24 protein-coding genes, 1 tRNA gene and 1 pseudogene (1 of these 26 cut by a window edge) are annotated in these 23,771 nt (G+C 55.9%); 13 read left to right on the forward strand and 13 right to left on the reverse strand.

What is annotated here, in order from left to right; genetic code table 11:
• Both msrQ and msrP read right to left on the reverse strand, forming a co-directional pair.
• Positions 1-119, reverse strand: the start of a protein-coding gene (msrQ, locus tag RYZ18_RS10455) for a protein-methionine-sulfoxide reductase heme-binding subunit MsrQ (protein ID WP_317656714.1). It extends 493 nt beyond the left edge of the window; only the first 119 of its 612 coding nucleotides appear in the window; its start codon is at positions 117-119; the stop codon falls past the left edge of the window.
• 1 nt (position 120) lies between these two features.
• The gene (msrP, locus tag RYZ18_RS10460; protein WP_317656715.1) at positions 121-1,026 is read right to left on the reverse strand and encodes a protein-methionine-sulfoxide reductase catalytic subunit MsrP; all 906 of its coding nucleotides are present in this window, start codon (positions 1,024-1,026) and stop codon (positions 121-123) included.
• 304 nt (positions 1,027-1,330) lie between these two features.
• Here msrP and RYZ18_RS10465 point away from each other — a divergent pair, with 304 nt between their 5' ends.
• Entirely contained in the window at positions 1,331-1,813 is a 483-nt protein-coding gene (locus RYZ18_RS10465; RefSeq protein ID WP_317656716.1) for a fasciclin domain-containing protein, read from the forward strand.
• 58 nt (positions 1,814-1,871) lie between these two features.
• Here RYZ18_RS10465 and clpB read toward each other — a convergent pair whose 3' ends face one another.
• Positions 1,872-4,487 (reverse strand): ATP-dependent chaperone ClpB, encoded by a 2,616-nt coding sequence (clpB, locus tag RYZ18_RS10470; protein ID WP_317656717.1) that lies wholly within the window; start codon positions 4,485-4,487, stop codon positions 1,872-1,874.
• A 117-nt stretch (positions 4,488-4,604) separates the two neighbouring features.
• On the reverse strand, positions 4,605-5,378 hold the full coding sequence (locus tag RYZ18_RS10475) for a hypothetical protein (RefSeq protein ID WP_317656718.1): 774 nt from the start codon (positions 5,376-5,378) through the stop codon (positions 4,605-4,607).
• A 144-nt stretch (positions 5,379-5,522) separates the two neighbouring features.
• Between RYZ18_RS10475 and pyrF the strand changes: the two genes are divergently transcribed.
• Positions 5,523-6,218 (forward strand): orotidine-5'-phosphate decarboxylase, encoded by a 696-nt coding sequence (gene pyrF, locus RYZ18_RS10480; RefSeq protein ID WP_317656719.1) that lies wholly within the window; start codon positions 5,523-5,525, stop codon positions 6,216-6,218.
• Between the two features lie 11 nt (positions 6,219-6,229).
• Positions 6,230-7,483, forward strand: coding sequence for a DNA polymerase IV (locus RYZ18_RS10485; RefSeq protein WP_317656720.1), 1,254 nt, complete (start codon positions 6,230-6,232; stop codon positions 7,481-7,483).
• Here the strand turns inward: RYZ18_RS10485 and RYZ18_RS10490 are convergent, their stop codons facing one another.
• Positions 7,484-8,368, reverse strand: a complete 885-nt coding sequence (locus RYZ18_RS10490; protein ID WP_317656721.1) for an N-formylglutamate amidohydrolase — start codon at positions 8,366-8,368, stop codon at positions 7,484-7,486.
• 174 nt (positions 8,369-8,542) lie between these two features.
• Between RYZ18_RS10490 and RYZ18_RS10495 the strand changes: the two genes are divergently transcribed.
• Together RYZ18_RS10495 and ykgO are read left to right on the forward strand one after the other, a co-directional pair.
• A tRNA-Val gene (locus tag RYZ18_RS10495) sits at positions 8,543-8,617 on the forward strand.
• Between the two features lie 63 nt (positions 8,618-8,680).
• Entirely contained in the window at positions 8,681-8,806 is a 126-nt protein-coding gene (gene ykgO / locus RYZ18_RS10500; protein WP_012177066.1) for a type B 50S ribosomal protein L36, read from the forward strand.
• Positions 8,807-8,875: 69 nt separating this feature from the next.
• Here the strand turns inward: ykgO and RYZ18_RS10505 are convergent, their stop codons facing one another.
• Complete coding sequence (locus tag RYZ18_RS10505; RefSeq protein ID WP_317656722.1) at positions 8,876-9,403, reverse strand: DUF4329 domain-containing protein; 528 nt, start codon at positions 9,401-9,403, stop codon at positions 8,876-8,878.
• Positions 9,404-9,670: 267 nt separating this feature from the next.
• On the opposite strand from RYZ18_RS10505, the gene RYZ18_RS10510 reads away from it, so the two are divergent.
• Together RYZ18_RS10510 and RYZ18_RS10515 are read left to right on the forward strand one after the other, a co-directional pair.
• Complete coding sequence (locus tag RYZ18_RS10510; protein ID WP_317656723.1) at positions 9,671-10,714, forward strand: saccharopine dehydrogenase; 1,044 nt, start codon at positions 9,671-9,673, stop codon at positions 10,712-10,714.
• Between the two features lie 13 nt (positions 10,715-10,727).
• Positions 10,728-11,870 carry a saccharopine dehydrogenase family protein gene (locus tag RYZ18_RS10515; protein ID WP_317656724.1) on the forward strand — a complete coding sequence of 381 codons (1,143 nt, stop codon included), beginning with the start codon at positions 10,728-10,730 and terminating at the stop codon, positions 11,868-11,870.
• On the opposite strand, the gene RYZ18_RS10520 is transcribed toward RYZ18_RS10515, so the two are convergent.
• From RYZ18_RS10520 to RYZ18_RS10535, 4 genes and pseudogenes are all read right to left on the reverse strand, one after another.
• The gene (locus RYZ18_RS10520) at positions 11,867-12,595 is read right to left on the reverse strand and encodes an SDR family NAD(P)-dependent oxidoreductase (protein ID WP_317656725.1); all 729 of its coding nucleotides are present in this window, start codon (positions 12,593-12,595) and stop codon (positions 11,867-11,869) included. The genes RYZ18_RS10515 and RYZ18_RS10520 overlap by 4 nt on opposite strands.
• 30 nt (positions 12,596-12,625) lie before the next feature.
• A pseudogene (locus RYZ18_RS10525) lies at positions 12,626-13,863 on the reverse strand (MFS transporter).
• A complete protein-coding gene (locus RYZ18_RS10530) occupies positions 13,863-14,627 on the reverse strand; it encodes a DUF1365 domain-containing protein (RefSeq protein ID WP_317656726.1) in 765 nt (254 codons plus the stop codon). The pseudogene RYZ18_RS10525 and the gene RYZ18_RS10530 overlap by 1 nt, the downstream one beginning before the upstream one ends.
• A gap of 12 nt (positions 14,628-14,639) precedes the next feature.
• Positions 14,640-15,932: an NAD(P)/FAD-dependent oxidoreductase gene (locus RYZ18_RS10535; protein WP_317656727.1), complete on the reverse strand. Its 1,293-nt coding sequence runs from the start codon at positions 15,930-15,932 to the stop codon at positions 14,640-14,642.
• 337 nt (positions 15,933-16,269) lie between these two features.
• On the opposite strand from RYZ18_RS10535, the gene RYZ18_RS10540 reads away from it, so the two are divergent.
• The 6 genes from RYZ18_RS10540 to RYZ18_RS10565 all read left to right on the forward strand — a co-directional run bounded on the left by RYZ18_RS10540 (position 16,270) and on the right by RYZ18_RS10565 (position 20,016).
• Complete coding sequence (locus RYZ18_RS10540; RefSeq protein ID WP_411567119.1) at positions 16,270-16,785, forward strand: sigma-70 family RNA polymerase sigma factor; 516 nt, start codon at positions 16,270-16,272, stop codon at positions 16,783-16,785.
• On the forward strand, positions 16,782-17,441 hold the full coding sequence (locus RYZ18_RS10545) for a ChrR family anti-sigma-E factor (RefSeq protein WP_317656729.1): 660 nt from the start codon (positions 16,782-16,784) through the stop codon (positions 17,439-17,441). Before RYZ18_RS10540 ends, RYZ18_RS10545 begins: the two co-directional genes overlap by 4 nt.
• A 70-nt stretch (positions 17,442-17,511) precedes the next feature.
• Positions 17,512-18,378, forward strand: a complete 867-nt coding sequence (locus RYZ18_RS10550; RefSeq protein ID WP_317656730.1) for an MBL fold metallo-hydrolase — start codon at positions 17,512-17,514, stop codon at positions 18,376-18,378.
• Positions 18,375-18,590 carry a hypothetical protein gene (locus tag RYZ18_RS10555; protein ID WP_317656731.1) on the forward strand — a complete coding sequence of 72 codons (216 nt, stop codon included), beginning with the start codon at positions 18,375-18,377 and terminating at the stop codon, positions 18,588-18,590. The genes RYZ18_RS10550 and RYZ18_RS10555 overlap by 4 nt, the downstream gene beginning before the upstream one ends.
• A 7-nt stretch (positions 18,591-18,597) precedes the next feature.
• Positions 18,598-19,248, forward strand: a complete 651-nt coding sequence (locus RYZ18_RS10560) for an RluA family pseudouridine synthase (protein ID WP_317656732.1) — start codon at positions 18,598-18,600, stop codon at positions 19,246-19,248.
• A 114-nt stretch (positions 19,249-19,362) separates the two neighbouring features.
• Positions 19,363-20,016, forward strand: a complete 654-nt coding sequence (locus RYZ18_RS10565) for a peroxiredoxin (RefSeq protein WP_317656733.1) — start codon at positions 19,363-19,365, stop codon at positions 20,014-20,016.
• 35 nt (positions 20,017-20,051) lie between these two features.
• Here the strand turns inward: RYZ18_RS10565 and RYZ18_RS10570 are convergent, their stop codons facing one another.
• The 3 genes from RYZ18_RS10570 to rpsO all read right to left on the reverse strand — a co-directional run bounded on the left by RYZ18_RS10570 (position 20,052) and on the right by rpsO (position 23,513).
• A complete protein-coding gene (locus RYZ18_RS10570) occupies positions 20,052-20,687 on the reverse strand; it encodes a L,D-transpeptidase (protein WP_317656734.1) in 636 nt (211 codons plus the stop codon).
• A gap of 168 nt (positions 20,688-20,855) precedes the next feature.
• Positions 20,856-22,991 carry a polyribonucleotide nucleotidyltransferase gene (pnp, locus tag RYZ18_RS10575; RefSeq protein WP_317656735.1) on the reverse strand — a complete coding sequence of 712 codons (2,136 nt, stop codon included), beginning with the start codon at positions 22,989-22,991 and terminating at the stop codon, positions 20,856-20,858.
• A 252-nt stretch (positions 22,992-23,243) separates the two neighbouring features.
• On the reverse strand, positions 23,244-23,513 hold the full coding sequence (gene rpsO, locus RYZ18_RS10580) for a 30S ribosomal protein S15 (RefSeq protein ID WP_317656736.1): 270 nt from the start codon (positions 23,511-23,513) through the stop codon (positions 23,244-23,246).
• Between the last annotated feature and the right edge of the window lie 258 nt (positions 23,514-23,771).

Here is a 23,771-nt window from a genome sequence, read left to right on the forward strand (position 1 = left end):
CCGCCCGTTGCGGCCAGATAAAATAACCACGCCGCCCACAACGCGCTCACTATATATATAGCTGCTGTGGGGACGCGCCGCAGCGCGCCATTGGCGCGACTAAGATCAAGCAAGCGCATCTTAATAATAGGCCGCCAAATCCATTCCCTCGTAAAGGGATGCCACCTCGGTCTCATATCCGTTGAACATCAGTGTTGGCTGCCGCCCTGCAAACAACCCTGCGCCCACGCGCCGTTCGGTGGCTTGGCTCCAGCGCGGGTGATCCACCTCAGGGTTCACATTAGAATAGAAGCCATATTCACGCGGATTGGCGCGATTCCAGCTGGCGAACGGCTCATCGCGGGTCAAGGTGATCCGACTAATCGACTTGATCGACTTGAAGCCATATTTCCATGGCACCACCAAACGGATCGGCGCGCCGTTCTGATTGGGGATAGGGCGGCCATAAATCCCCGTGGCCATAATCGTCAGCGGATGCATCGCCTCGTCTAGGCGCAAACCCTCGCGATACGGCCAATCCAAAACAGGGTAGCGCAGGCCAGGCATCTCGTCTGGTCGCATGACAGTTTCAAACGCCACATAATTTGCGCCCTCCTGAACACCGACCCGTGTCAGAATATCTGCAAGTTCAATCCCATTCCATGGAATGACCATCGACCACGCCTCGACACAGCGAAAGCGATAGATGCGTTCTTCAACCTCAAGACCATCAATCAGCTCGGCCAGATCATAGGTTCCAGGGTTGTCCACCAACCCATCCACCTCAATCGTCCAAGGCGAAGTTGTCAGGCTGCCTGCATTATTGGCAGGATCCTCTTTGCCCGTGCCGAATTCGTAGTAGTTGTTATAAGAGGTAATCTCTTCCCAAGAATTCGGGACAAGCTCCTGCGCGTTTGCCCGACCAAGACCAAGGGCGGTTGCACCAATCAAACCTGCCGCACCCGCCATGATTTGGCGGCGGTTGATATAGGCCGCATAAGGCGTGGCATCTGCAATGCTCAGATCATTTGTCCAACGTCTTGCCATCAGCTTACCCTTTCTGTCGTCACGTTTTGCGACGAACATGGACGCGGATGCGCCATTTCCCAAGCCTTGTTGCACGATCTCACGAAACTGTTTGCAACGCGTGATCGCAGTTTCATTCACATAGGCTCACACGCAATCACATCAAATTTATTGGAAGATCAAAATGCCCCGCGCTTAGGCGCGATACGCCGCGCGTCAAGTCACGCGCATTCACATCTGCACTATTGTTATCTCTATTTTTGCATCCATTTCGCAGCGAGACGGCAACCTGAACTTTAACCCCATATTGATTACGAGGCTAACCATGTTCAAACGCACTGCACTTGCACTTGCCACAACCGCAGCTTTTGCCACTTCGGCTTTTGCGATGGGTCACTCGAAGGATATCGTTGACACGGCCGCAGCCGCAGGCAGCTTTACCACGCTTCTGGCTGCTGCCGAAGCCGCAGGTCTGGTTGAGACGCTGAAAGGCGAAGGCCCTCTCACCGTGTTCGCACCAACAGACGAGGCGTTTGCCGCCTTGCCCGAGGGCACAGTTGAAACCCTGCTCTTGCCAGAAAACCGTGATCAGCTTGTCGCGATCCTGACCTATCACGTCATCGCAGGCGCGGTGATGTCTGGGGATCTTTCTGATGACATGACTGCCGCAACCGTTCAGGGCGCAGATATCACCATCGACCTCGACAATGGTGTGATGGTCAATGACGCCAATGTCGTCACCGCCGATATCGAAGCGTCAAACGGCGTGATCCATGTCATCGACAAGGTGATCATGCCTCCGATGTAATCCGCAACACGGATTGCGCATAAAGAAGGCCCCGCAAGATGCGGGGCCTTTTTCGATCTTAATGCACCACGGCATCATCAGGTTTGGGGCGATTTGTGGCCGCCACCCTGTCACCGATGATCAGGCCATCCGCACCTGCACTGACAACAACCCGCGCGCCATCCTTGACCTCACCGGCCAAGATCATCTCTGCCAACGGGTCTTGCAGGCTGCGTTGGATGACCCGCTTCAAGGGCCGCGCCCCGAAGACAGGATCATATCCTTCGGAGGCCAACCAATCCTTGGCCGCATCATCCAGATCAACGGTTATTTTACGCGCAGCGAGGCGTTTCGCCAAAAGCCCAAGCTGGATTTCAACAATCCCACCCATATCGGCGCGGCCCAAACGATCAAACACAATCATATCGTCTAGGCGGTTTAAGAACTCGGGGCGGAAATGCGCCCGCACCGCATCCATCACATCGCGCTTGGCGCCTGCAATGTCCCCACCATCTGGCAACTGACTGAGCGCTTGCGCCCCCAAATTTGACGTCAACACAATCAAGGTTTGTTTGAAGTCAACGCGCCGCCCTTGGCCATCAGTCAGGATGCCATCATCCAAGACCTGCAACAGGACATTGAACACCTCGGGATGTGCTTTTTCGACCTCATCAAAGAGGATCACCTGATAAGGTCTGCGCCGCACGGCTTCGGTCAGAACGCCGCCTTCGTCATATCCGACATAGCCCGGAGGCGCGCCGATCAAACGGGCAACCGCGTGTTTCTCCATGAATTCGGACATATCAATCCGCACCATGGCCTGATCATCGTCAAAGAGATATTCAGCCAAGGCTTTGGTCAATTCGGTTTTCCCTACACCCGTTGGCCCAAGGAATAGGAATGACCCAAGCGGGCGATTTTCATCCTGAAGCCCTGCCCGCGCGCGGCGCACCGCACGACTGACGGCAGAAACCGCCTCGCGCTGGCCGATGACGCGGCGGCCAAGCTCCTCCTCCATCCGCAAAAGCTTTTCTCGCTCCCCTTCCAACATTTTGGACATGGGGATCCCCGTCCAACGCTCGACCACAGCGGCAATTTGCTCGGGGCGCACAGCCTCTTCGACCATGACATCTTCTTCGGCATTCTCAGCCTCGGCCAATTGCCGCTCGAGATCAGGGATCACCCCATAGGACAATTCGCCTGCACGACCTAAATCGCCCCGCCGTTTGGCCTGATCCAATTCAGCCCGCGCTTGATCAAGCGCCTCTTTCAGCTTGCGCGCTGCATCAAGCTTGTCGCGCTCGCCCTGCCACTGTGCCGTCATTTGCGCAGATTGCTCCTGCAAATTGGCCAATTCTTTCTCAAGCTTTTCCAACCGTTCACGGCTGGCGCTGTCTTCTTCTTTCTTGAGCGCCTCAGCTTCGATCTGCATTTGCAGGATTTGACGATCAAGCGCGTCTAATTCTTCGGGCTTACTGTCGACCTCCATCCGCAAACGGCTTGCAGCCTCATCAACAAGGTCAATCGCCTTATCGGGCAAGAATCGATCCGTGATATAGCGGTTCGACAAGGTAGCCGCGGACACAAGCGCCGCATCCGAGATCCGCACCCCGTGGTGAAGTTCATACTTCTCTTTGATCCCGCGCAGGATAGAGATTGTATCTTCCACCCCAGGTTCTTCGACCATCAAAGGTTGGAACCGCCGCGCAAGAGCGGCATCTTTCTCAACATATTTGCGATATTCATCGAGCGTGGTTGCACCCACGCAATGAAGCTCGCCACGGGCAAGCGCAGGCTTGATCAGATTGGCCGCATCCATGGCACCATCAGATTTGCCCGCCCCGACCAGAACGTGCATCTCGTCAATAAAGAGGATGATTTCACCAGATGCAGCCTCGATTTCTTTCAAAATCGCCTTCAGCCGTTCCTCGAATTCACCGCGATATTTCGCACCCGCAATCAGCGCGCCCATATCCAAAGCCATCAAACGCTTGTCGCGCAGGCTTTCGGGAACGTCACCATTGATGATGCGCAAGGCAAGACCTTCGGCAATCGCGGTTTTCCCGACACCCGGCTCCCCAATCAGAACGGGGTTATTTTTGGTGCGGCGGCTGAGAACCTGCATCGCGCGGCGGATTTCCTCATCGCGCCCAATGATCGGGTCAATCTTCCCGTCCCGCGCAGCCTGCGTCAGATCTCGCGCATATTTCTTGAGAGCCTCATAGCCATCTTCAGCCGAGGCCGTATCAGCCGTGCGACCCTGACGGATGTCATTGATTGCAGCGTTCAGGGATTGAGCATTGACCCCGCCCGCCTCAAGCGCAGATTTCGCTGGCGATTTCACAAGGGCCAACGCGGTCAAAATCCGCTCGACAGGCACGAAACTATCGCCCGCTTTGGTGGCAAGCTTTTCGGCTTCGTCCAAAACCTTTACGGTTTGGCTGTCTATATAGACCTGCCCCGCATCCCCTGTGACTTTGGGTAATTTGACCATGGCGGCATCATTAGCAGCGCGCACCTCGCGCGCATCGCCCCCTGCCTTGGTGATCAGATTGCCTGCCATACCCTGCTCATCGTCAAGCAGGGCTTTGAGCATATGCTCTGGTGCCAATTTTTGGTGATCTTCGCGCTGCGCCACTGTTTGAGCGGCCTGAATGAACCCGCGCGCACGGTCTGTGAACTTTTCAAAGTTCATCGTCTGTCTCCTTCATCTAAGCACCCGTCTCGCACCACCCGCTTTGCGGCATGATGCATCTTTCGGGCCTTCTCTTTAAACTTGGGAGGTCAGCGCGCCTTGTTCAAGGGTTAAGGCTCAATCACGAATGCGTTCTGACAAAAGTTTTGCGGGCCGCAATCGCTCCGCCGCCTCAAAGAGCGAGAATGTTTGGTTGACGTAATTCGTCACCGCGGCCAGCTCATTCATATACCCCATCAATTCCGCTGTGCGGGCCGCCTCAACCAATTGAACTGCACGGGCGGGGTCATGGGTTTCAAACTGGACATAAAATAAAGGCTCCCCCCGCCTCAGCACCAAATCTTTCCCCGTTTGGTGCCATTCGAACGCCCACATCAGCGGACGCGGCCAAATATGCAGCGGAAACCGCCCCCCAAAAATCGTGCCCGGAAGGGGGTCTGTGCGGTAATGGGCAAAAGCGGCCAGTTGGGTCAGATAGATGGGCTCATCCGCAATGAAGCAATAGGGCAGTGCAAGCTGAATGGTCGGGCGATCAGCATAGCGCCATTCCGCCTCGGACACCAAGGTCACCACTTGGGCAATCTTATTGCCACGGATTGTGCTGCTCGTGCCTGCGCGATTGATCAAGACGGCCTTCCCATCTTTGTCACGCCCAAATCCTAAATGCAGATCATAGGGGCAGCGCACCATAAAGTAGCGGCTTTCCATCTGAACCACGGCAGGGCATCGCGCTGCTGATTTCGCATGCGCACGGCTGGCCCCGCGAGAGGCCACGCGTTCGGGCGCATCAAAAAGCACTGCGCCTTTTTCTTCGGTCAAAAACCACCCCACACGCGCAGGGCCCTGTTCGGGCTTTGCATCGTCACGCGACACTTCAATCGACAATTTCATGATCTGACGTTCCGTCCAGTTTAGCTATTCTGAGAATGAAGGTTGCAGAAGGGCGCGTCAATGCTGCCTTGGTCGGGCAATTGACCCACGGGCCAAGCATCGCTACCACGGGACGGAAGCCCAACCCATGAATAAGGACGTCCAATGACCGCTGCATCTGACCGCTTGATTGTTGCCCTTGATGTGCCACATGCGGTGGCGGGTTTAGAATTGGCCGCCAAACTTGGCAATGCAGTCAGCTTTTACAAAATCGGCTTGGGGATGCTGACGGGCGGCGGGCTTGCCTTGGCGCAAGAGCTGAAAGACGAACACGGCAAGCGCATCTTCCTCGACATGAAGCTATTCGATATCGGCGCAACAGTCGAAGCGGCGGTGCGCGGGCTTGCCCAATTCGACCTCGATTTTCTGACTGTGCATGGTGATCCCCATGTCGTGCGCGCGGCAAAAGAAGGGGCTTCTGGACACAAGACCAAGATTCTGGCTGTGACCATCCTCACCTCATTGGATCGCGCGGATTTAGACGCAAGCCTGATCACCGCAGGCGACATTCCCGATCTAGTCACAACCCGCGCTGCGCGTGCCTTTGAAGCGGGCGCAGATGGGGTTATCGCCTCACCACAGGAGGCCGCAATGATCCGCGCCCTGCCCGAGGCCGCAGGACGCCTCATCGTCACCCCAGGTGTGCGCCCCGCAGGCAGCGCGCTTGGCGACCAAAAGCGCGTTGCCACACCAGCCCAAGCCATCTCTGACGGGGCCGATCACATCGTGGTGGGGCGCCCAATCTGGCAAGCCGCCGACCCCGCTGCAGCCGCCCGCGCCGTGTTGGCGGAGATTGGCTAAGGGCGCCGCCCATGCCCGCCCTCTGCCGCGATTGTCTGAGCGAGTTTGAGGCAGGCAGCCGCTGCCCCGACTGCGGGCGGCCAAATGTGATCTCTCATCCTGAACTGTTCGATCTATCCATCGCGCATATGGATTGTGACGCATTTTACGCTTCGGTGGAAAAACGGGACAATCCCGATCTTGCGGATAAACCCCTCATCATCGGTGGCGGGCGGCGTGGTGTCGTCTCGACTGCCTGTTATATTGCCCGCATCCGTGGCGTGCGCTCTGCCATGCCGATGTTTCAGGCTCTTAAACTTTGCCCTGACGCGGTGGTGCTGCGGGGGCGGATGTCGCATTACGCGGCAGTCTCGCGCGAAATTCGCGCATTGATGAACGAACTGACCCCCGCGATTGAGCCGTTATCGCTTGACGAGGCCTTTTTAGATCTCTCGGGCACGGGCAAATTACATGGTCACCCGCCCGCTGTGATGTTGGCGCGCTTGGTCAAACGAATGAAAACCGAATTGGGGCTGACGGGGTCGATTGGCCTCAGCCATAATAAATTTCTGGCCAAAATCGCCTCTGACCTCGACAAGCCACAGGGCTTTGCGGTGATTGGCCAAGCGGAAACACAAGATTTCCTGACTCAAAAGCCCGTGTCGATGCTGTGGGGAATTGGCGCAGCCGCACAGGCGAATTTGCAGGCGGCAGGCATTCACAAAATCGGTGATCTGCGCCGTTGGCCCAAAGATGAATTGATCGCGCGTTTCGGCGCATGGGGCGCGCGACTGCATGATTTGTCTTTCGGACGGGACAACCGCAAAATCTCGGCTACGCGCGAGGTGAAATCAATCTCAAACGAAACCACCTTTCCCAATGATCTCCGTGATCCTGATTTGCTCGATGGACATATCTGGCGTCTGGCAGAAAAGCTATCGGCACGGGCAAAAGCGCAGGGGCTTGCAGGGCGTGTTGTGGTGTTGAAATTGAAAACCCATGATTTCAAAACGCTGACCCGCCAGACCGCTCTGCCCGATGGCACGCAAATGGCAGACCGCATTTATGCGCAAGCCGCGCAATTGCTTGCGGCTAATCTGAAATTTGCGCCCTTTCGACTGATCGGTTTGGGGCTGGGGGATTTGATCCCCGAAGCTCAGGGGGATCGCGCAGGCAATCTGCTTGACCCACAAGAGGCCAAACGCCTCCAAGCGGAACGCGCCTCGGATGAAATTCGCAAAAAATTTGGCGATCAAGCGATCGTAAAGGGCCGCGCGCTGCGATGATCACTCAGCGGCGAGGGGCTGCGCGTCAGTTTCCTTAAAGGCCTTAATGACCTGAGCCAAAGCCGCTGTGACCCGCAGACGGGTATCTTCGAACCCTTCATTTTGGGCAATCGCAGCCTCATCCATATAAAGAGCGCGGTCAATTTCGATTTGCACAGCATGAAGCCCGCGGTTCGGCTTGCCATAGGCTTGGGCAATATACGCCCCTGCAAAGGGCGTGTTGCGCGCCACAGTGAACCCTTGCTCTTCAAATGCGGCATGGACAAGATCAACAATCTCACGATCTGCGGCACCACCAAACCGATCCCCCAGAATGAGATCGGGGCGCTTAGTTTTGCTGCCCACCAAAGCTGCGCCCAAGGCGTCATGGGGCATGGAATGCATATCCAGCAAAATGGCGCGGCCAAATTGCGCGCGCGCAGCAGCCATCAAATCACTCAGACAGGCGTGATAGGGATACCAAACACGGGCCAGACGCGCCTCAGCCTCAGCGCGGGTGATCTTGCCGCGATAAATACTTCGCCCATTGGCCACCACGCGCGGAATCACCCCAAGCCCTGCCGCAATGCGTGGCGATGCCGCCCCCCGCGCCACCCCGAAGATGACAGCGGGATCCAATTCATCCGCATTGCGATTGAGATCAACATAGGCACGCGGGAATCGAGCCTTTAAAAACGGAACCCCAAATTCAGCAGTGCGTTCCGCCAAAAGATGCACAAACGCATCTTCGGAACTGCGGATTTGGTGGGGATCAATATCAATCGCGCCCAGAAACTCTGCGGGATAGACATCACCAGAATGCGGCGAAGCCACAACAACAGGGGCCAGATGCACCTCTGGCAAGGTCAAATCATAGGCGGGACTGCTATTTTGTGCGTTTCTCATGTGTTGGATATAGCCCAGTTCTGGAAAATACCAAAAGCCCTTGAACCGCCCCGCGATTCCTTTTAAAGACTGCGCTACTGCGGAACGGGCTTGGCTCGTGACGTCCGTTTTTCTGTTTCATTTGGCTTTACCTTAAGGCCGCGTGGAAAAAGCGGTGCGATCCGTAACGACATCGGGCGGTTAGCTCAGCGGTAGAGCACTACGTTGACATCGTAGGGGTCACTGGTTCGATCCCTATACCGCCCACCATCGGCACAATCCCGTGCCAAACGAACAAAGGCGCACCGCCGCGCCGCGAGAAGGAGAAGACCCATGAAGGTCAAGAATTCGCTCCGTTCGCTCAAGCAGCGTCACCGCGATTGCCGCGTCGTGCGCCGCAAGGGCCGCGTCTATGTGATCAACAAGACGCAGCGCCGCTTCAAAGCCCGTCAGGGCTAAGCCAAGCGCAAGAGCTTATGATCTAATGAAAAACGCCGCCCTCTTTTGGGGCGGCTTTTTTCTTTGCGCCTACCAACCAGATTGGCGATCTTCTAATTCGTCCAAACTATAGCTGTCTTGGATTTGATCTGAGACATCCTCACGATAACGCGGATCTTGGCCCATGCAATTCGGCCCACAGATCAGATAGGCAACCCCATCCTCTCCGTCATTGAACCATAGCCGCCCACCCGGTGTGGCGACATATCCATTAACGCCTTCGTCTATGTCGCCCGCGAGATCCTCAACGGACGGCACCTCACTATCGGCATCAGGGTCATAGCCTGCATGGGTGTGGAAGGATGCCGTAACCTCGACAAAGCGGCTTTCATCCCCACGCGACAGACAGGAATCCGATGTCCCCCGTGTCACCTCGGTCGCCATATAGGTGCCATCGGGCATCAGGCCAATATAGCCGCAATATTCTCGATTCTCCGCGAAAGATCGGCTTTGCAGTTCTAACAATATCTCGCGCGCCGCCTCCATCTCGCCCGCAGGTTGGGCCGTGGCCATGATCGGACAAAGGCCAAAAGCCCCAAGCATCACTATGTGCCGCATCTTCATTTTTCATAAAACCCCAAGAAACCCATCTTGTCGCAAATTTGCGGCCCGCATCAAAATGGGGCAAGTTTTCTGCGACACGGCACAGCAAACGGCCTCACAATTCCCTAAAAAGAGGCATAAAAAACACAATAAGACCGCCGCAGATACGATGCTGCGCCGTCTTGCAACTCGCCCGCGCATATGCGCTTTTGTGCCAAAAGCGCGGTTGCCGCAAAAAGCTGGCTCGCCTAAAGACAGATCCGCATTTGGAAGGAAGAGGGCATGACACATATCTGGCTGCGCGCCGAAGAACGCGAAAGCGAGGAGCGGGTGGGACTAACCCCAGAAGGCGCTGCCGCACTGATCGCCAAAGGCATGAAAATTACGGTTGAAGAAAGCCCTGCGCGCGTGATCCCTTTGGAGGGATATATCAAAGCAGGCTGTGCAACCGCACCCTTTGCCTCGTGGGCGGATGCCCCCCAAGATGCGATCATCTTCGGCCTCAAAGAATTGCCAGAAACCGATCAACCCCTGCACCATCGTCACATCATGTTCGGACATGCCTATAAGGGCCAACCTGCAGGACAAAGGTTGTTGAAACGATTCAAGGCGGGCGGCGGCACGCTTTACGATTTGGAATATCTGGTCGATGAAAATGGCCGCCGTGTAGCCGCCTTTGGATATTGGGCGGGGTTCGCGGGCGCGGCAGTGTCGCTGAAGGCGCTTATTGCACAACCCAACGTCATGGGGCCGATCCAAGGCTATCCCAACAAAGACGCTTTGATTGCCGAATTGCAGCGTGAGATGACAGCAATTGATCTGCCCCGCGCCATCATCATCGGTGCCTTGGGGCGGGTCGGGACAGGCGCGCGCGATCTTTGCGCGGCACTTGGTATTCCAGTGGCTGCTTGGGACATGGCAGAAACGGCATCAGGCGGGCCATTCCCAGAAATTCTGGATCATGAAATGTTCCTCAATTGCATTCTCGCGGATCCTTCTGTGCCCGTATTTGTGCCTCAAAGCGCCAAAGAGGCCCCGCGCGCATTGCGCGTCATTGGGGATATTGCCTGCGATCCAAGTTCCGATTTCTCGCCAATCAAGGTCTATGATCATGTCACCACATGGGGGAAACCTGCGTTGCGGGTGCATGATGCGCCACCATTGGATGTCATGGCGATTGACAATCTACCCTCTCTCTTGCCGCTAGAAAGTTCGGAAGATTACGCCGCGCAGCTTTTGCCATCTTTGCACGGGTTAGGGGATTTAACCCAAGGCGTGTGGGGCCGCGCCAAGGCCCGCTTTGACCACCATATCGCACAAGTTTAAGGGAGTTTAGATCATGACAATTCATTGGTGTGGAACAGGTCTGTCCTCCATTCCAGGCCTGCGCCATCTGATTGAAACCGAAGGCGATGTGGTCGTGTGGAACCGCAGTGTCGACAAAGCTAAGGCCGCTGTGGGGGATATCGCAAAAGACATCCGCGCGTTTGATATGGCAGCCCTCGCCGAAGCCACGAAAAAGGGCGATGTGGTAATCTCAATGCTGCCTGCCGATATGCATGTGCCGCTGGCCACAATGGCGATTGCGGCAGGGGCACATTTTGTCTCCTCCTCCTATATCGCACCTGAGATGCGCGCATTGGATGAGGCGGCACGCAAGGCTGGGGTTCGCGTGATCAATGAAGTGGGCCTTGACCCGGGCATTGACCATTTGATGGCCCATGCCCTTATGCATGACTATCGCAACAGTGCTGCTTTTGATCCGCAAAATGCGCATGATTTCATCTCTTATTGCGGCGGGATTCCCAAAATCCCGAACCCGTTTCGCTACAAATTCAGCTGGTCGCCGCTTGGCGTTCTCAAGGCACTGCGGTCGCCTTCGCGTTCCATTGCCGATGGCAAAGAATTGAACGTCTCGCGGCCTTGGGATGCGATTTCGCACTACACCGCACCCCTTGAAACGCCAGAGGAATTTGAGGTCTATCCAAACCGCGATAGCCTGCCTTTCATGGCCGAATACGGGTTTGAAGCCGATTGGAATGTGCAGCGCTTTGTGCGCGGCACTTTGCGACTTGATGGGTGGTCTAAGGCATGGGCGCCCGTGTTCCGCGAAATCGAAACCCTCGAGGGGGCGGCGGGCGATGCGCGGCTGCGCGAGATGTCTGACCAATTCTGGCGCGAAAATTCCTATGAGGCAGATGAGCCAGACCGCGTTGTTTTATGCGTCTCTCTCAAGGCTGAGGTCGCGGGAACTGCACGGTGGCACAAAACCTATGTGATGGATGCATGGGGCGATGCGCGCGGCACAGCGATGGCGCGGCTTGTCTCAACCCCTGTCGCACTGGCCGTCAAAGCGGCAATCACAGGGGCCGTGCCTGCGGGCGTATCCGCTGCGCCGCATGATATCGGGCTTGTCCGCGACTGGATGGAGGTTGTGGGAACCCTTGCCCAAAGCCTGTCTGTGGTCGACCATCTCGCCTAGAAAATGCGGTAATAAAGCCAATCGGGGAAGAACTGACTGACCCTGAAAAACGCCCCAAAGCCCCATGGAAAACTGCAACTGAATTTCTTGCGCCGCATATGGCGCAAGAAAATATCTGCCGCAGGTGCGGCGTCCATGATGAACGGCATGGCAAAATTGTTCTTATCGGTCAGCCTTGTGCGGATGAAACCAGGGTTGACCAGTTGCACTGCAACATTGCTGCGCCGCATATCCACACGCAGGGATTCCGCCATATGCATCACCGCTGCCTTCGATGCGCCATAGCCCGTGGCCGAAGGAAGGCCACGAAAGCCCGATAGACTGCCCGTGATGACGATATGACCTGCATCCTTTGCCACGAATTGCGGCACGACATGGCCCAAGACGCGCGCCGCACCCATGACATTGATATCCATCATCGCCAAGACTTGGTCACTATCCCAAGCGCTGGCATGCATCGGCCAATAAACGCCTGCAAGATAGACTATCCCATCTATATCGCCGACATCCCTAGCGGCTTTAGCCACGCTTTTCGCATCACTGACATCCATCGGCACAACCCGAGATGGGCCGTTTAGGCGTGTAGCAACCTCGTCAAGCCGCGCCTCAGATCGGGCGGATAAGATCACCTCCGCGCCCGCGCCAGATAATTTCTCAGCCAAGGCTGCACCCAACCCTTCGGATGCGCCGACAAGCCAATATGTCTTTCCTGCAAAATCTCGCATAAAATCCCCATCTCTCTCGCGAAGGTAAACCTAGCGCGCGCGTTCTTGTGGCAAAGGTGTGATGCTCAGAATCGTGATCGCAAGCAGCTTGAGCGCGCAGGGAACCGCCGCATAGAGCAGCACCAAGCGCGACAATGCCGCTTCGGGATTGGTCGCGCCCGCCTCAAACCCTGCGGCCTGCAACAGGGGCAATAGGGTAACGGCGGCGAAGGCCAAGGTGAATTTGGTCGCGAAAGACCACAATCCGAAGGCTGCGCCCGCCTCAGGTGCGATTTTGGACAAATGACGCGAGAAAATGGCAGGTAGGATCGTCAAATCTGCCCCAAGCGCCATGCCCGAAGCCAAACAAATCAAAGCAAAAGCGACCACATCGCCCGCCCCCAAAGCGAGGGTGAAGGCGAAGGCTAAAATCGACAAAGCCATGCCAAACAACAATATAGGCTTGGCCCCGAAGCGCGTGGCGGCCCGTGTCCAAAATGGGGCGGAAAGCGCGGCAGCGAGGAAGAACAACAACAAACGCGGCCCCTCCCATCCAAGAGCCTGCAACACCCCTTCACCGTAGAACAGGAAAAGGGTGGAGGTCACCGCGACTGGGCGGCATTGATCAAAGCAATGCCCAACAAACGCCGCGCCGTCTGATCGCGCAAGATTGTGCCAAAGGCGGTTGGCGGTGTCGCCGCCCCCTGCCCCCAGTCAGGGCGCATCAACACATAGGCAAGGGCGCAAAGACCCGCAAAGCCAATCGCAAAACCCGTAAACGGGTTGGGCAAGAAGCTTGCCAATGCAATCGGGGCAACTGACGCCAAGCATACCCCCAACAACCCCCCCGTTTCGCGCCATGTGGCAAGGCGCAAATGACCATCTTTTCCAAGCCGCTCGGCGGTTTGCACACCCTCGGCGTAAAAGCAGATCGTGAGGAAGGAGAAAGACGAGAACAATCCGATTAAGGTCAGCGCAAACCACCACATCGGGGCAATCGGGGGCGCAATGGCAAAGAGGCCATACATGGAGGCGGCAAGGATCGTCACAGCGCCAGCCACCATGCCCCCCCGATAGGCGCGGGTGGTGCGTGCCAACCATCCCAAAGCGGGGTCTTGCACCACATCAAATAACCGCAAGCCGAAAAGGATGCCCCCCAGCGCCGCAAGGCCCAAGCCATATTCATCGACATAGAATTTAGGAGCATGGATATAAATGGGCAGGCCCGCGCTCGACAGCATGGCGGCAAAAACTGCGTAGCCCGCCAAGGGCGCGCTGCGCTCAACCATCAAGACACCTCGCGTTCGGGCGGCTCAGGGCGCGGACGATAGGGCGCGCCCTTGATCCATAATTTCAGCGCCTGCCAATGGATCAGGCCCAAAACCCTGCGCGACCCAAAAGGCCGCCGCCATAAGGCGCGCAAGATATCGCCATTGCGCAACGGACGGCGCGCGCCGGTCAGCGTGGCATAAAGCCCCTCATTCCCCGTGGCATAATCAATGAAAATCCCCACCCGATCCGCACGAATATCAAAGCGGAATTCATAACCGCCCTCAATTTCTTGGAAGGGCGAGACGTGGAAGATCTTTTTCGCGCGCAGAATATCGTGACGGGTGATTTCCTCGAGATCTTCGCGATGGCAAAGATAGGAATGCCGATCACCGAAAGTATTAGAAACTTCGGCAATAACAACGCGCAGGCGCGCTTGGGTATCATAGGCCAACCAAAAACTGACAGGGTTGAACACATGACCCAAGAGACGCGGTTGCGCCAAAAGCATCAGTTGCCCTTGGGTCTGCTCGGCCAATCCATGCGCGTCCAAAACAGCGCGCGCCCAACTGGCCCCCGCTCCGTTTTTGGGCGCACCGCCATGGTCAAGATCCCGTAGGGATGCAAGATTTCCCTTGTTCCGGCCAAACAATGCGGGGGCAATCAGATCATCCGCCTCTGCATCAAGCATCACGTAATCAATGGAATATCGAAACGCATTTTCCACAGCGCCCCTGCGGCCATGAAACGTTTCGCCTGCGATATAATCCACCGATGATGACACTGCTTTCTCCCGTCAGGCCGCCGCGACCATGCGATCCCGTTCGGCCATGGCATTGACCACATCAATCGCACTGGCCAACCCGTCCTCGTGGAACCCATTTTTCATCCACGCCCCGCAGAACCAAGTGTTTCCGGTGCCATTCATGGCCCGCACTGTGCCTTGCGCAGCTAGTGCGGCCAAATCATAAACGGGATGACGGAAGGTTGCTGTGTCATAGATCAAATCATCTGCAATTTCACCGCGGCTGTTCAATGTCACAAACAGCGGGTCAGATTTTGGGATAGGTTGCAGGCGGTTCATCCAATAGGTCAGATCAATTGGGCCACCGCTATGGCCTGCACGCTCGGTGTAATTCCAACTTGCCCATGTGACTTCGCGTAATGGCATCGCGCGGCGATCTGCGTGCAACACCATTTCATTGGGCTGATAGCGGACTGCGCCAAGGGCGGCTTGTTCTTGCGTGGTCGGATCGGCCAAGAGCGCCAAACTGTCATCAGAATGTGTTGCAAATACCACCTCGTCAAAGCGCTGCCATTGGCCATCGCGGCGGAGCTCAACACCGCCCGCCACGCGCTTGACCTTGTCCACACCTGCATTGGTGACGATGGTCACCCCGCGCTCGCTCAACGCGCGCTCAAGCCGCGTGACATATTCAATAGAACCGCCATGCACAGTCCACCATTGGTGTTGGCCTGACGCCTGCAGCAAGTTGTGGTTTTGGAAAAACCGCACAAGGGCCTGGGCGGGGAAATCCATGATCTCCTCTTTCGGGGTCGACCAAATCGCGCCAGAAATTGGGGTCAGATAGTAATCGCGAAACCACGCGCCCATACCCAACTCATCCATGAACTCGCCCAAGGTTTGTGAGCTGTCATTGGCCAAACTGGCCGCCTGCGCGTTAAAGCGCATGATGTCGGCCAACATGCGCAGATATTGCGGCCGCATGAGGTTTTTGCGTTGCGCGAAAAGCGCCTTGAGCGAATGCAGGCCATATTCAATCGCCCCGCCCCCGATTGAGGCCGCAAAACTCATGTCACTCTCGACAACAGGAACCTGCAGCTCTTCGAACAGACGCACCAAATTGGGATAGTTGACGTAGTTGAATACGATGAACCCCGTATCAACAGGCTGATCGCGGTGGCGGCCTGCAACCACTGTGCGCGCGTGCCCCCCAAGGCGATGCTCCGCTTCAAACAAGGTTACCTTGGCATTTGGCGCAAGGTAATAAGCGGCCCCCATCCCTGAGATCCCTCCCCCGATGACGGCCACAGTGCGAGGGGGGGCGGGAGGTGTTTCAAATGGCACGGATGTTTTCCTTGTTAGTGTTCTTTCTCTGTCTAGCCAAGTTTACGCCCCCTGTCGCGCCTTGGATTAAAAATTGCCTCAATTTTTTCTAAGCGTGCGTCAAAGTTCGAAGGGGGGACGGCGCTCACGATAATTTTTTGATCCAACCCTGTAACCTGCGCGTAACCGTGTTATGCTCGACCTTGATGTTCATAATTTGACGGCAGGTAACCCTCGCGATGCACATTGCGCGCAAGGTCGGCATGAGTCAGCCCCCGCTGATGCGGAACCGCTGATGTCAAAACCGCTGACCCCTCCCCCCCTCAAGGCGCAGTCCTGCGAATGGATCGCCGAAGTGATGGCGATTGCGCAAGATCGTGATCAAGCGGCCTTCGCTGCTTTGTTTCGGCATTTCGCCCCACGCGTTAAGGCCTTTTTGATCAAGTCAGGCGCGGATGAGACGCTGGCGGAAGAATGCATGCAGGATGTGATGGCCACTTTGTGGCGCAAAGCACATCTGTTTGATCCCGCACGGGCCTCGGTTGCGACATGGATTTTCACCATTGCGCGGAACCGCAAGATTGACCTGTTGCGCAAATATGCACGACCAGAGCCAGAAGATTTACCATGGGGGCCAGAGGCAGAACCCGACCAAGAAGATGTTCTTGCCCTCCAACAAGAGAGCCGCAAACTGGCCGAAGCCCTTAAAAGACTACCTCAGAAACAAAGAGTTTTGATCGAAAAAGCCTATTTTGGGGATCTCAGCCATGGCGAGATTGCAACAGAAACTGGCCTGCCCCTTGGCACGATCAAATCGAGAATTAGGTTGGCGCTAGAGAGATTGCGTCATAACATGAGCCAAGCGACCAAATGACCGAAGTAAAACACCTTATCAGTGACGACTTTTTGATCGGCTACGCGGCAGGCAGTTTGCCTGCGGCTTTCGATCTTGTTGTCGCCACTCATGTCTCGCTCAGTGATGACGCCCGCGCAAGGCTGCATGCCTTTGATGCGGTTGGCGGCTGCATCCTAGACGAAATGGACGAGGCCCCCCTTGCACAGGACAGCCTTTCCAAAACCCTGAGCCTTATTAATGAAAACGCCGCATCAGACGCGGCCAGCTCGCAAAATCAAACTCAGCCAGAAGATGGCATTTTCCCTGCCCCGCTGCGCGATATGATTGGGTGCGATTTGGCAGATGTGAAATGGCGCCCGATTGGAATGGGCTGCAAGCAAGCGATTATCAGCGAAGGCAAGGACGCCACCGCGCGGCTTTTGTTCATTCCAGCGGGCCAGGCGATGCCCCGCCACACACATCGCGGAACCGAAATGACCTTGGTGCTTCAAGGGGCCTATCGTGATGAAACCGACCGTTTCGGGCGTGGTGACATCGAAATTGGTGATGAAACCATGAACCACACCCCTGTGGCTGAGGCGGGCGAAGATTGCATTTGTCTGATTGCCACTGATGCGCGCCTGAAATTTGAAGGCCTGTTGCCGCGTATCGCGCAAACATTCCTGCGCATCTGATCAACTGGCCGCTTTCCATTCACGCCCTGCTTGGCTAGGCAGGGGCGTGAACAGGCGAAAGGGCGCTCTCATGTCCAACAAAGTCGTGCTTATGGGTGTAAAAGGCGGGCCTGCAATTCGCCCCAATGGCCCAATGCCCACCTCTAGCTTGCTTGAGATTGCAGGGCGCAGCTGTGTTGTGGATTGCGGACTTGGTGTGTCCAAGGGGCTTGTGCAGACAGGGCTTTCGCTCAAATCGCTTGATCTGATTTTCATCACCCATCTTCATTCAGACCATATTTTGGAATTAGGAGGGTTGATCCACACCGCTTGGACATCTGGCCTTGCCACCCCTGTCCATGTTTACGGCCCCAAAGGCATTGGCGCAGTATGGGAAGGGTTCCTTGCGTCCCTCGCCTTCGATATTGACCTACGCATTGATGATGAGGGCCGCCCCGATTTGCGTGGGTTGGTGACGATCGCCGAATATGATGAGGGCATCGTGGCAAATCTGCCAAATGGCCTAGTGGTGCGCGCGTTGCGGGTTGATCACCCCCCCATTCTTGATTGCTTTGCGCTACGCTTTGACAGCCCTGACTGGTCAGTCTGTTTTTCAGCCGATACCGCATATTTCCCACCTTTGGCCGATTTCGCCCGTGGATGTGATCTCTTGATCCACGAAGCCATGCTTGAGGCAGGGGTGGATCGCTTGGTCGCCCGCACCACGGGCGATGGGGCAAAACTCAAAGCGCATATTGTGCGCGCCCATACAGAGGCGCGTGATGCTGCCGAAATCGCACAAGCTGCTGGCGTGCCGCGTCTGGCCCTGCACCACCTTGTGCCCGCAGATGACCCCGAGATCACAGCCGATCACTGGCGCGCGGCCTGTGCAGATGCGTTCTCGGGCGAAATCATCATCGGTTACGATGGATGTGTGATAGAGGGGCCAAACTCATGAGCAAAAAGCGCAAATTCGGGCCAGATCGTGCCGAGCTTTGGTTTCGCCTCTGCTTTTCCTTGGTGGGTGTGGCCGCGCTTGGCGGTGCTGTCGCGTATCGTGGCCTGCCATCTGGCCCCGCAATGGCGGAGATTGGTATAATTGCGGGTGGGTTTTTCATTGGCAGCGCGATTTGGTCAGCATGGCGTTTGATCACGCGCGATCATCCCTAAGCCTCCCATGACCGAATTCGTCTACAGCCCCCCAAACACGCCCCTTGAATTGATCCATGAGGATCATGAACTGCTGGTCGTTAATAAGCCCGCAGGTCTTTTATCTGTTCCAGGCAAGGGGGAGCATCTGAAGGATTGCCTGATCACCCGCCTGCAAGCCGCCTTTCCTGAGGCCCTATTGGTGCATCGGCTGGATATGGATACCTCTGGCGTGATTGTCTTCGCGCGCACCCCCGCTGCACAGCGCCATTTGGGGCTGCAATTCGAAAAGCGGATGATGAAGAAATCCTACCTCGCCTTGGTCTGGGGCCAAGTTGACGGTAAAGAGGGCGTGATTGATCTGCCCCTGATTGTGGATTGGCCAAACCGCCCCTTGCAAAAAGTCTGCCACGAGACGGGCCGCGCGGCGGTGACGGAATGGAAGGTCTTGCGGCATGACGAGACAAGCACACGGATGCGGCTGTTCCCCCAAACGGGCCGCTCGCACCAATTGCGTATCCATATGCGGGAATTGGGACATCCAATTTTGGGCGATCCGTTCTATGCTACAGGGCCTGCACGCGACTTTCCGCGCCTCATGTTGCATGCAGAAACCCTGCGTCTGCGCCACCCTGATGGCGGGCGTGGCATGACCTTTCGAGCGAAAAACCCGTTCTAGGACCTGCGGCGCTTTGTCATGTCATAATTAGAATAATTCTAAAGATTGGGCCTGTAAGGCGCGAGTTAGCTTTCCTATATCGAGGGGATAACGGCAAAAAAAGGAACCTCCCCCATGGGCTTACGTATCAATGACATTGTCCCCAATCTTGAACTGACCACCGATCATGGCACCTTTAAATTCCATGACTGGATTGGCGATCAATGGGCCATTTTATTCTCTCACCCCAAAGATTTCACACCCGTCTGCACCACGGAATTCGGCGCAGTCTCTCAGCTTGGCGCAGAATGGGCCAAGCGCGGCACCAAAGTTATTGGCCTTTCCGTGGACAGCGTGGAAGAGCATGGCAAATGGAAATCAGACATTGAAAGCTTTGCTTCCGCCAAGGCCGAATTTCCAATCATTGCAGACCTTGATCTGACCGTGTCCAAAGCCTTTGATATGCTGCCAGCCGAGGCCTACCTGCCCGATGGTCGCACCGCCGCAGATAGTGCAAGCGTGCGCTCGGTCTTCATCATTTCGCCTGACAAGAAGGTGCAATTGATCATGACCTACCCCATGTCGGTTGGGCGCAATTTTGCCGAAGTTTTGCGCGCTCTGGATGCGTTGCAAGCCACCTTCGGGCAGCCAATTGCAACACCTGCAAATTGGCAACATGGCCAAGATGTGATCGTGGCGCTCTCGCTCAATGACGATCAAGCGCGTGAAAAGTTTGGCGAGATTGATGTGAAATTGCCTTACCTGCGCACCACGAAACAGCCAAGCTAATCAAAAAAGCCTCCGACACTCGGGGGCTTTTTATTTTACGCGGCAGTGCCGTTGCCTGTGATGGCGTAATTCGGCCTATGCAGATGCACGACCGTGCCAATCGGCAATTTTTCATAAAGCTCGATGACATGCGCGTTGACCATACGCACGCAGCCCGATGACGCGCTGGTGCCGATTGACCAAGGCTGTGGCGTGCCATGAATGCGCAAATAGGTATCGCGATCCCCGTCATAAAGATAAAGCGCGCGCGCACCCAATGGGTTTTCAGGCCCACCGGGGACACCGCTTGCAAATTCTGCGTAAAGATCTGGTTCGCGCGCAATCATCGCGGCTGTCGGTTGCCAACTCGGCCATTCAACCTTGCGGCGGATCGTATATTGCCCAGGCGATTGCAGGCCCGAACGGCCAACAGCCACGCCGTAGCGCATAGCGGTGCCATCATCGAGAATGTGGTAGAGATATTTTGCAATCGGGTCGACATGCACATGACCTGGCACCATGCCAGCCTTATGCACAATCCGTGTCGGCATCAGCCGGGGATGTAACCCCCACGGGTTTGGGCCTTGTGGTTCGGGGCGCTCAATCGTCTCGTCAAAGCCTACGGCATCTTGTGCCACGGCTGGGGTCGCAAGAAAAGCGGCGCTGCCTGCAAGAAACTGTCTGCGATCCATAGCAAAATCCATCGTTATGGGGCCAATTTATTAGCCGAAATATGCCGCAACTGCCCCTAATGACACAAGAACATCACGCATTGGGGCGGTTAACATTTGCGTCAGTGACGCCTTGGTAAAAACCCCCGCAACCAAAGCTGCGGGGGTTTTCTTAGTCTCAGGCGGGGCTTACTCCGCTGATGCTTCTTCTTCGCTGCGTTCTTCGCCAGTCTCTTGGTCAACCATTTTCATGGCCAAACGCACTTTGCCGCGGTCGTCAAAGCCCAAGAGCTTCACCCAGACCTCTTGGCCCTCCTGAAGAACATCGCTTGGATGGTTCAGACGGCGGTTTTCGATCTGGCTGACATGAACGAGACCATCGCGCTTGCCGAAGAAATTCACGAAAGCACCGAAATCAACGATTTTGACAACTTTGCCTTTGTAAACCTTGCCTTCTTCAGGCTCAGCCACGATGGAATAGATCATATCATAGGCCGCTTTGATGGCGTCTTGGTTCGCACTTGCGATCTTGATGATGCCATCATCATTGATATCAACCTTGGCGCCCGAGGTTTCCACGATCTCGCGGATCACTTTACCGCCAGACCCGATCACTTCGCGAATCTTGTCGGTTGGGATTTGCATGGTCTCAATGCGTGGGGCATGTGCCGAGAACGCATTGGCCGAAGACAATGCCTTGGACATTTCGCCAAGAATATGCATCCGCCCTGCTTTCGCCTGCGCAAGCGCCTTTTTCATGATTTCAGGGGTGATCCCTGCAACCTTGATGTCCATCTGCAGCGAGGTGATCCCCGCTTCAGTGCCTGCCACTTTGAAATCCATGTCGCCAAGGTGATCTTCATCACCAAGGATATCGGTCAAAATAGCGTAGGAGCCATCTTCTTCCAAGACCAGACCCATGGCCACACCCGCAACAGGGGCTTTCAACGGCACGCCTGCATCCATCATCGACAAGGAACCGCCACAGACCGAAGCCATTGAGGAAGACCCGTTCGACTCTGTGATCTCAGAAACCACGCGGATCGTGTAAGGGAAATCGGTTGGCGCAGGCAGAACCGCCTGCAACGCACGCCAAGCCAGCTTACCATGGCCGATTTCACGGCGACCTGGTGAGCCAACACGCCCAACCTCGCCCACAGAATAGGGGGGGAAGTTGTAATGCAGCAGGAAGTTTTCTTTGAAATTGCCATGCAGCGCATCGATGAATTGCTCATCATCGCCTGTGCCAAGCGTGGTCACAACCAAGGCCTGAGTTTCACCACGGGTGAACAGCGCCGAGCCATGCGTGCGGGGCAGAAGACCCGTTTCGCTGACAATCGAACGAACCGCATCCAAGGCACGGCCATCAATCCGCTTGCCGTCTTTCACAACCGAACCACGCAGAACCGAAGATTCCAGCTTCTTCAGTGCCGAACCAAGGTTTTCATCTGCCAATTCTTCTTCGGAAAGCTGCGCTTTGATCGCTTCTTTTGCGGCGGATACAGCGGCAACGCGGTCTTGTTTATCAAGGATCGCATAGGCGTCACGCATCTGCGCTTCACCCAAGGATTTCACCTTTTCATACAGCGCGCTGTAATCGGGTGGGGTGAAATCAAACGGCTCATTCGCCGCAACTTCTGCCAGATCAATGATCAGATCAAGCACGGGCTGCATTTGCTCATGGGCAAATGTGACCGCGCCGAGCATTTCATCCTCGGTCAGTTCATAGGCCTCGGATTCAACCATCATCACGGCGTCTTTGGTGCCCGCCACAACCAAATCCAAACGCTGGTCGGGGTTGTTGCGCAGACCCTGCATATCGTCAACGGTCGGGTTCAGGATGTATTCCCCATCCTCAAAGCCAACGCGGCAGCCTGCAATCGGCCCCATGAAAGGCACGCCCGAAATGGTCAGCGCTGCAGAAGCGGCGATCATCGCAACGATGTCAGGATCATTCACCAAATCATGGCTGAGAACCGTACACATCACGAGAACTTCGTGCTTGAAGCCCGAAACGAACAAGGGGCGAATGGGTCGGTCGATCAAGCGCGCGGTCAGCGTCTCTTTTTCGGTAGGACGCGCTTCGCGCTTGAAAAAGCCACCAGGCACCTTGCCTGCGGCGTAGTATTTCTCTTGGTAATGCACAGTCAGCGGAAAGAAATCCTGACCTGGCTTAGCTTCTTTGGCGAAGGTCACATTTGCCATAACGCTGGTTTCCCCGAGCGTTGCGATCACTGTGCCATCTGCCTGACGGGCAACCTTGCCCGTTTCTAGGGTGAGGGTTTCCTCGCCCCATTGAATCGATTTTTTCACTTCGTTGAACATCATCATTTCCTGTGTGGAAGCACTCCCAAGCCTTCTCGGGTCTTCCGTTTCATTGGCGGCCCCATTGCCGCCGACCCCCTTCATCATCCCATGCGCCGGGGTCGTTGCGTCACGTCTCAGATGCGCGCCACATAGCGCAGATTGTGCGATATGAAAAGCATAGACAGAAATCGCGCCTGAAATATCCAATGATCAAATGAAAAACGCCCGCTGACGGGATCAGCGGGCGCTTCAAACTGATAAAGGCAAAGATTAGCGGCGGATGCCCAAACGCTCGAGGAGCGACTGGTAACGCGCTTCGTCTTTCCCACGCACATAATCCAGCAACTTACGGCGCTGAGCAACAAGCTTAAGCAAGCCGCGGCGCGAATGGTTGTCTTTTGCGTGAGTTTTAAAATGCTCAGTCAGCGTAGTGATGCGCGATGTCAGGATCGCGATCTGCACCTCGGGGGAACCAGTGTCGCCCTCTTTGGTGGCAAATTCTTTGACCAAACGGTTCTTTTCTTCAGCAGTAATCGACATCGGGCTCTCCTTTACATTAGAGGGTTGCAGCACAGGCCGGGATGTCGTCCAGCAAGGCCATTTTCCCAAAGCGCAAGCGCCATGGATTGCGGCCACATAGGGGGGAATCGCGGAAATGAAAAGGCTTTTTTGACCTGTGCCGCCCAGGCCCGTTAACCTTGAGCGCAAATTTTCATCCAAAACCGCGGCGATTTATGGCATCTTCGGGCCTCGCCATACGCCGTTCATCGGCGCTTGGCATCACGCATCTGCTGCTGC

The organism is Roseovarius sp. 10 (assembly GCF_033100315.1).
Lineage (GTDB): Bacteria > Pseudomonadota > Alphaproteobacteria > Rhodobacterales > Rhodobacteraceae > M30B80.

Excerpts from the sequence above, each read along its gene's own strand:
- msrP (WP_317656715.1), bottom strand. The coding sequence starts at position 1,026 with ATGGCAAGACGTTGGACAAATGATCTGAGCATTGCAGATGCCACGCCT.
- RYZ18_RS10465 (WP_317656716.1), top strand. The coding sequence starts at position 1,331 with ATGTTCAAACGCACTGCACTTGCACTTGCCACAACCGCAGCTTTTGCC.
- clpB (WP_317656717.1), bottom strand. The coding sequence starts at position 4,487 with ATGAACTTTGAAAAGTTCACAGACCGTGCGCGCGGGTTCATTCAGGCC.
- RYZ18_RS10475 (WP_317656718.1), bottom strand. The coding sequence starts at position 5,378 with ATGAAATTGTCGATTGAAGTGTCGCGTGACGATGCAAAGCCCGAACAG.
- pyrF (WP_317656719.1), top strand. The coding sequence starts at position 5,523 with ATGACCGCTGCATCTGACCGCTTGATTGTTGCCCTTGATGTGCCACAT.
- RYZ18_RS10485 (WP_317656720.1), top strand. The coding sequence starts at position 6,230 with ATGCCCGCCCTCTGCCGCGATTGTCTGAGCGAGTTTGAGGCAGGCAGC.
- RYZ18_RS10490 (WP_317656721.1), bottom strand. The coding sequence starts at position 8,368 with ATGAGAAACGCACAAAATAGCAGTCCCGCCTATGATTTGACCTTGCCA.
- ykgO (WP_012177066.1), top strand. The coding sequence starts at position 8,681 with ATGAAGGTCAAGAATTCGCTCCGTTCGCTCAAGCAGCGTCACCGCGAT.
- RYZ18_RS10505 (WP_317656722.1), bottom strand. The coding sequence starts at position 9,403 with ATGCGGCACATAGTGATGCTTGGGGCTTTTGGCCTTTGTCCGATCATG.
- RYZ18_RS10510 (WP_317656723.1), top strand. The coding sequence starts at position 9,671 with ATGACACATATCTGGCTGCGCGCCGAAGAACGCGAAAGCGAGGAGCGG.
- RYZ18_RS10515 (WP_317656724.1), top strand. The coding sequence starts at position 10,728 with ATGACAATTCATTGGTGTGGAACAGGTCTGTCCTCCATTCCAGGCCTG.
- RYZ18_RS10520 (WP_317656725.1), bottom strand. The coding sequence starts at position 12,595 with ATGCGAGATTTTGCAGGAAAGACATATTGGCTTGTCGGCGCATCCGAA.
- RYZ18_RS10540 (WP_411567119.1), top strand. The coding sequence starts at position 16,270 with ATGGCGATTGCGCAAGATCGTGATCAAGCGGCCTTCGCTGCTTTGTTT.
- RYZ18_RS10545 (WP_317656729.1), top strand. The coding sequence starts at position 16,782 with ATGACCGAAGTAAAACACCTTATCAGTGACGACTTTTTGATCGGCTAC.
- RYZ18_RS10550 (WP_317656730.1), top strand. The coding sequence starts at position 17,512 with ATGTCCAACAAAGTCGTGCTTATGGGTGTAAAAGGCGGGCCTGCAATT.
- RYZ18_RS10555 (WP_317656731.1), top strand. The coding sequence starts at position 18,375 with ATGAGCAAAAAGCGCAAATTCGGGCCAGATCGTGCCGAGCTTTGGTTT.
- RYZ18_RS10560 (WP_317656732.1), top strand. The coding sequence starts at position 18,598 with ATGACCGAATTCGTCTACAGCCCCCCAAACACGCCCCTTGAATTGATC.
- RYZ18_RS10565 (WP_317656733.1), top strand. The coding sequence starts at position 19,363 with ATGGGCTTACGTATCAATGACATTGTCCCCAATCTTGAACTGACCACC.
- RYZ18_RS10570 (WP_317656734.1), bottom strand. The coding sequence starts at position 20,687 with ATGGATCGCAGACAGTTTCTTGCAGGCAGCGCCGCTTTTCTTGCGACC.
- pnp (WP_317656735.1), bottom strand. The coding sequence starts at position 22,991 with ATGTTCAACGAAGTGAAAAAATCGATTCAATGGGGCGAGGAAACCCTC.
- rpsO (WP_317656736.1), bottom strand. The coding sequence starts at position 23,513 with ATGTCGATTACTGCTGAAGAAAAGAACCGTTTGGTCAAAGAATTTGCC.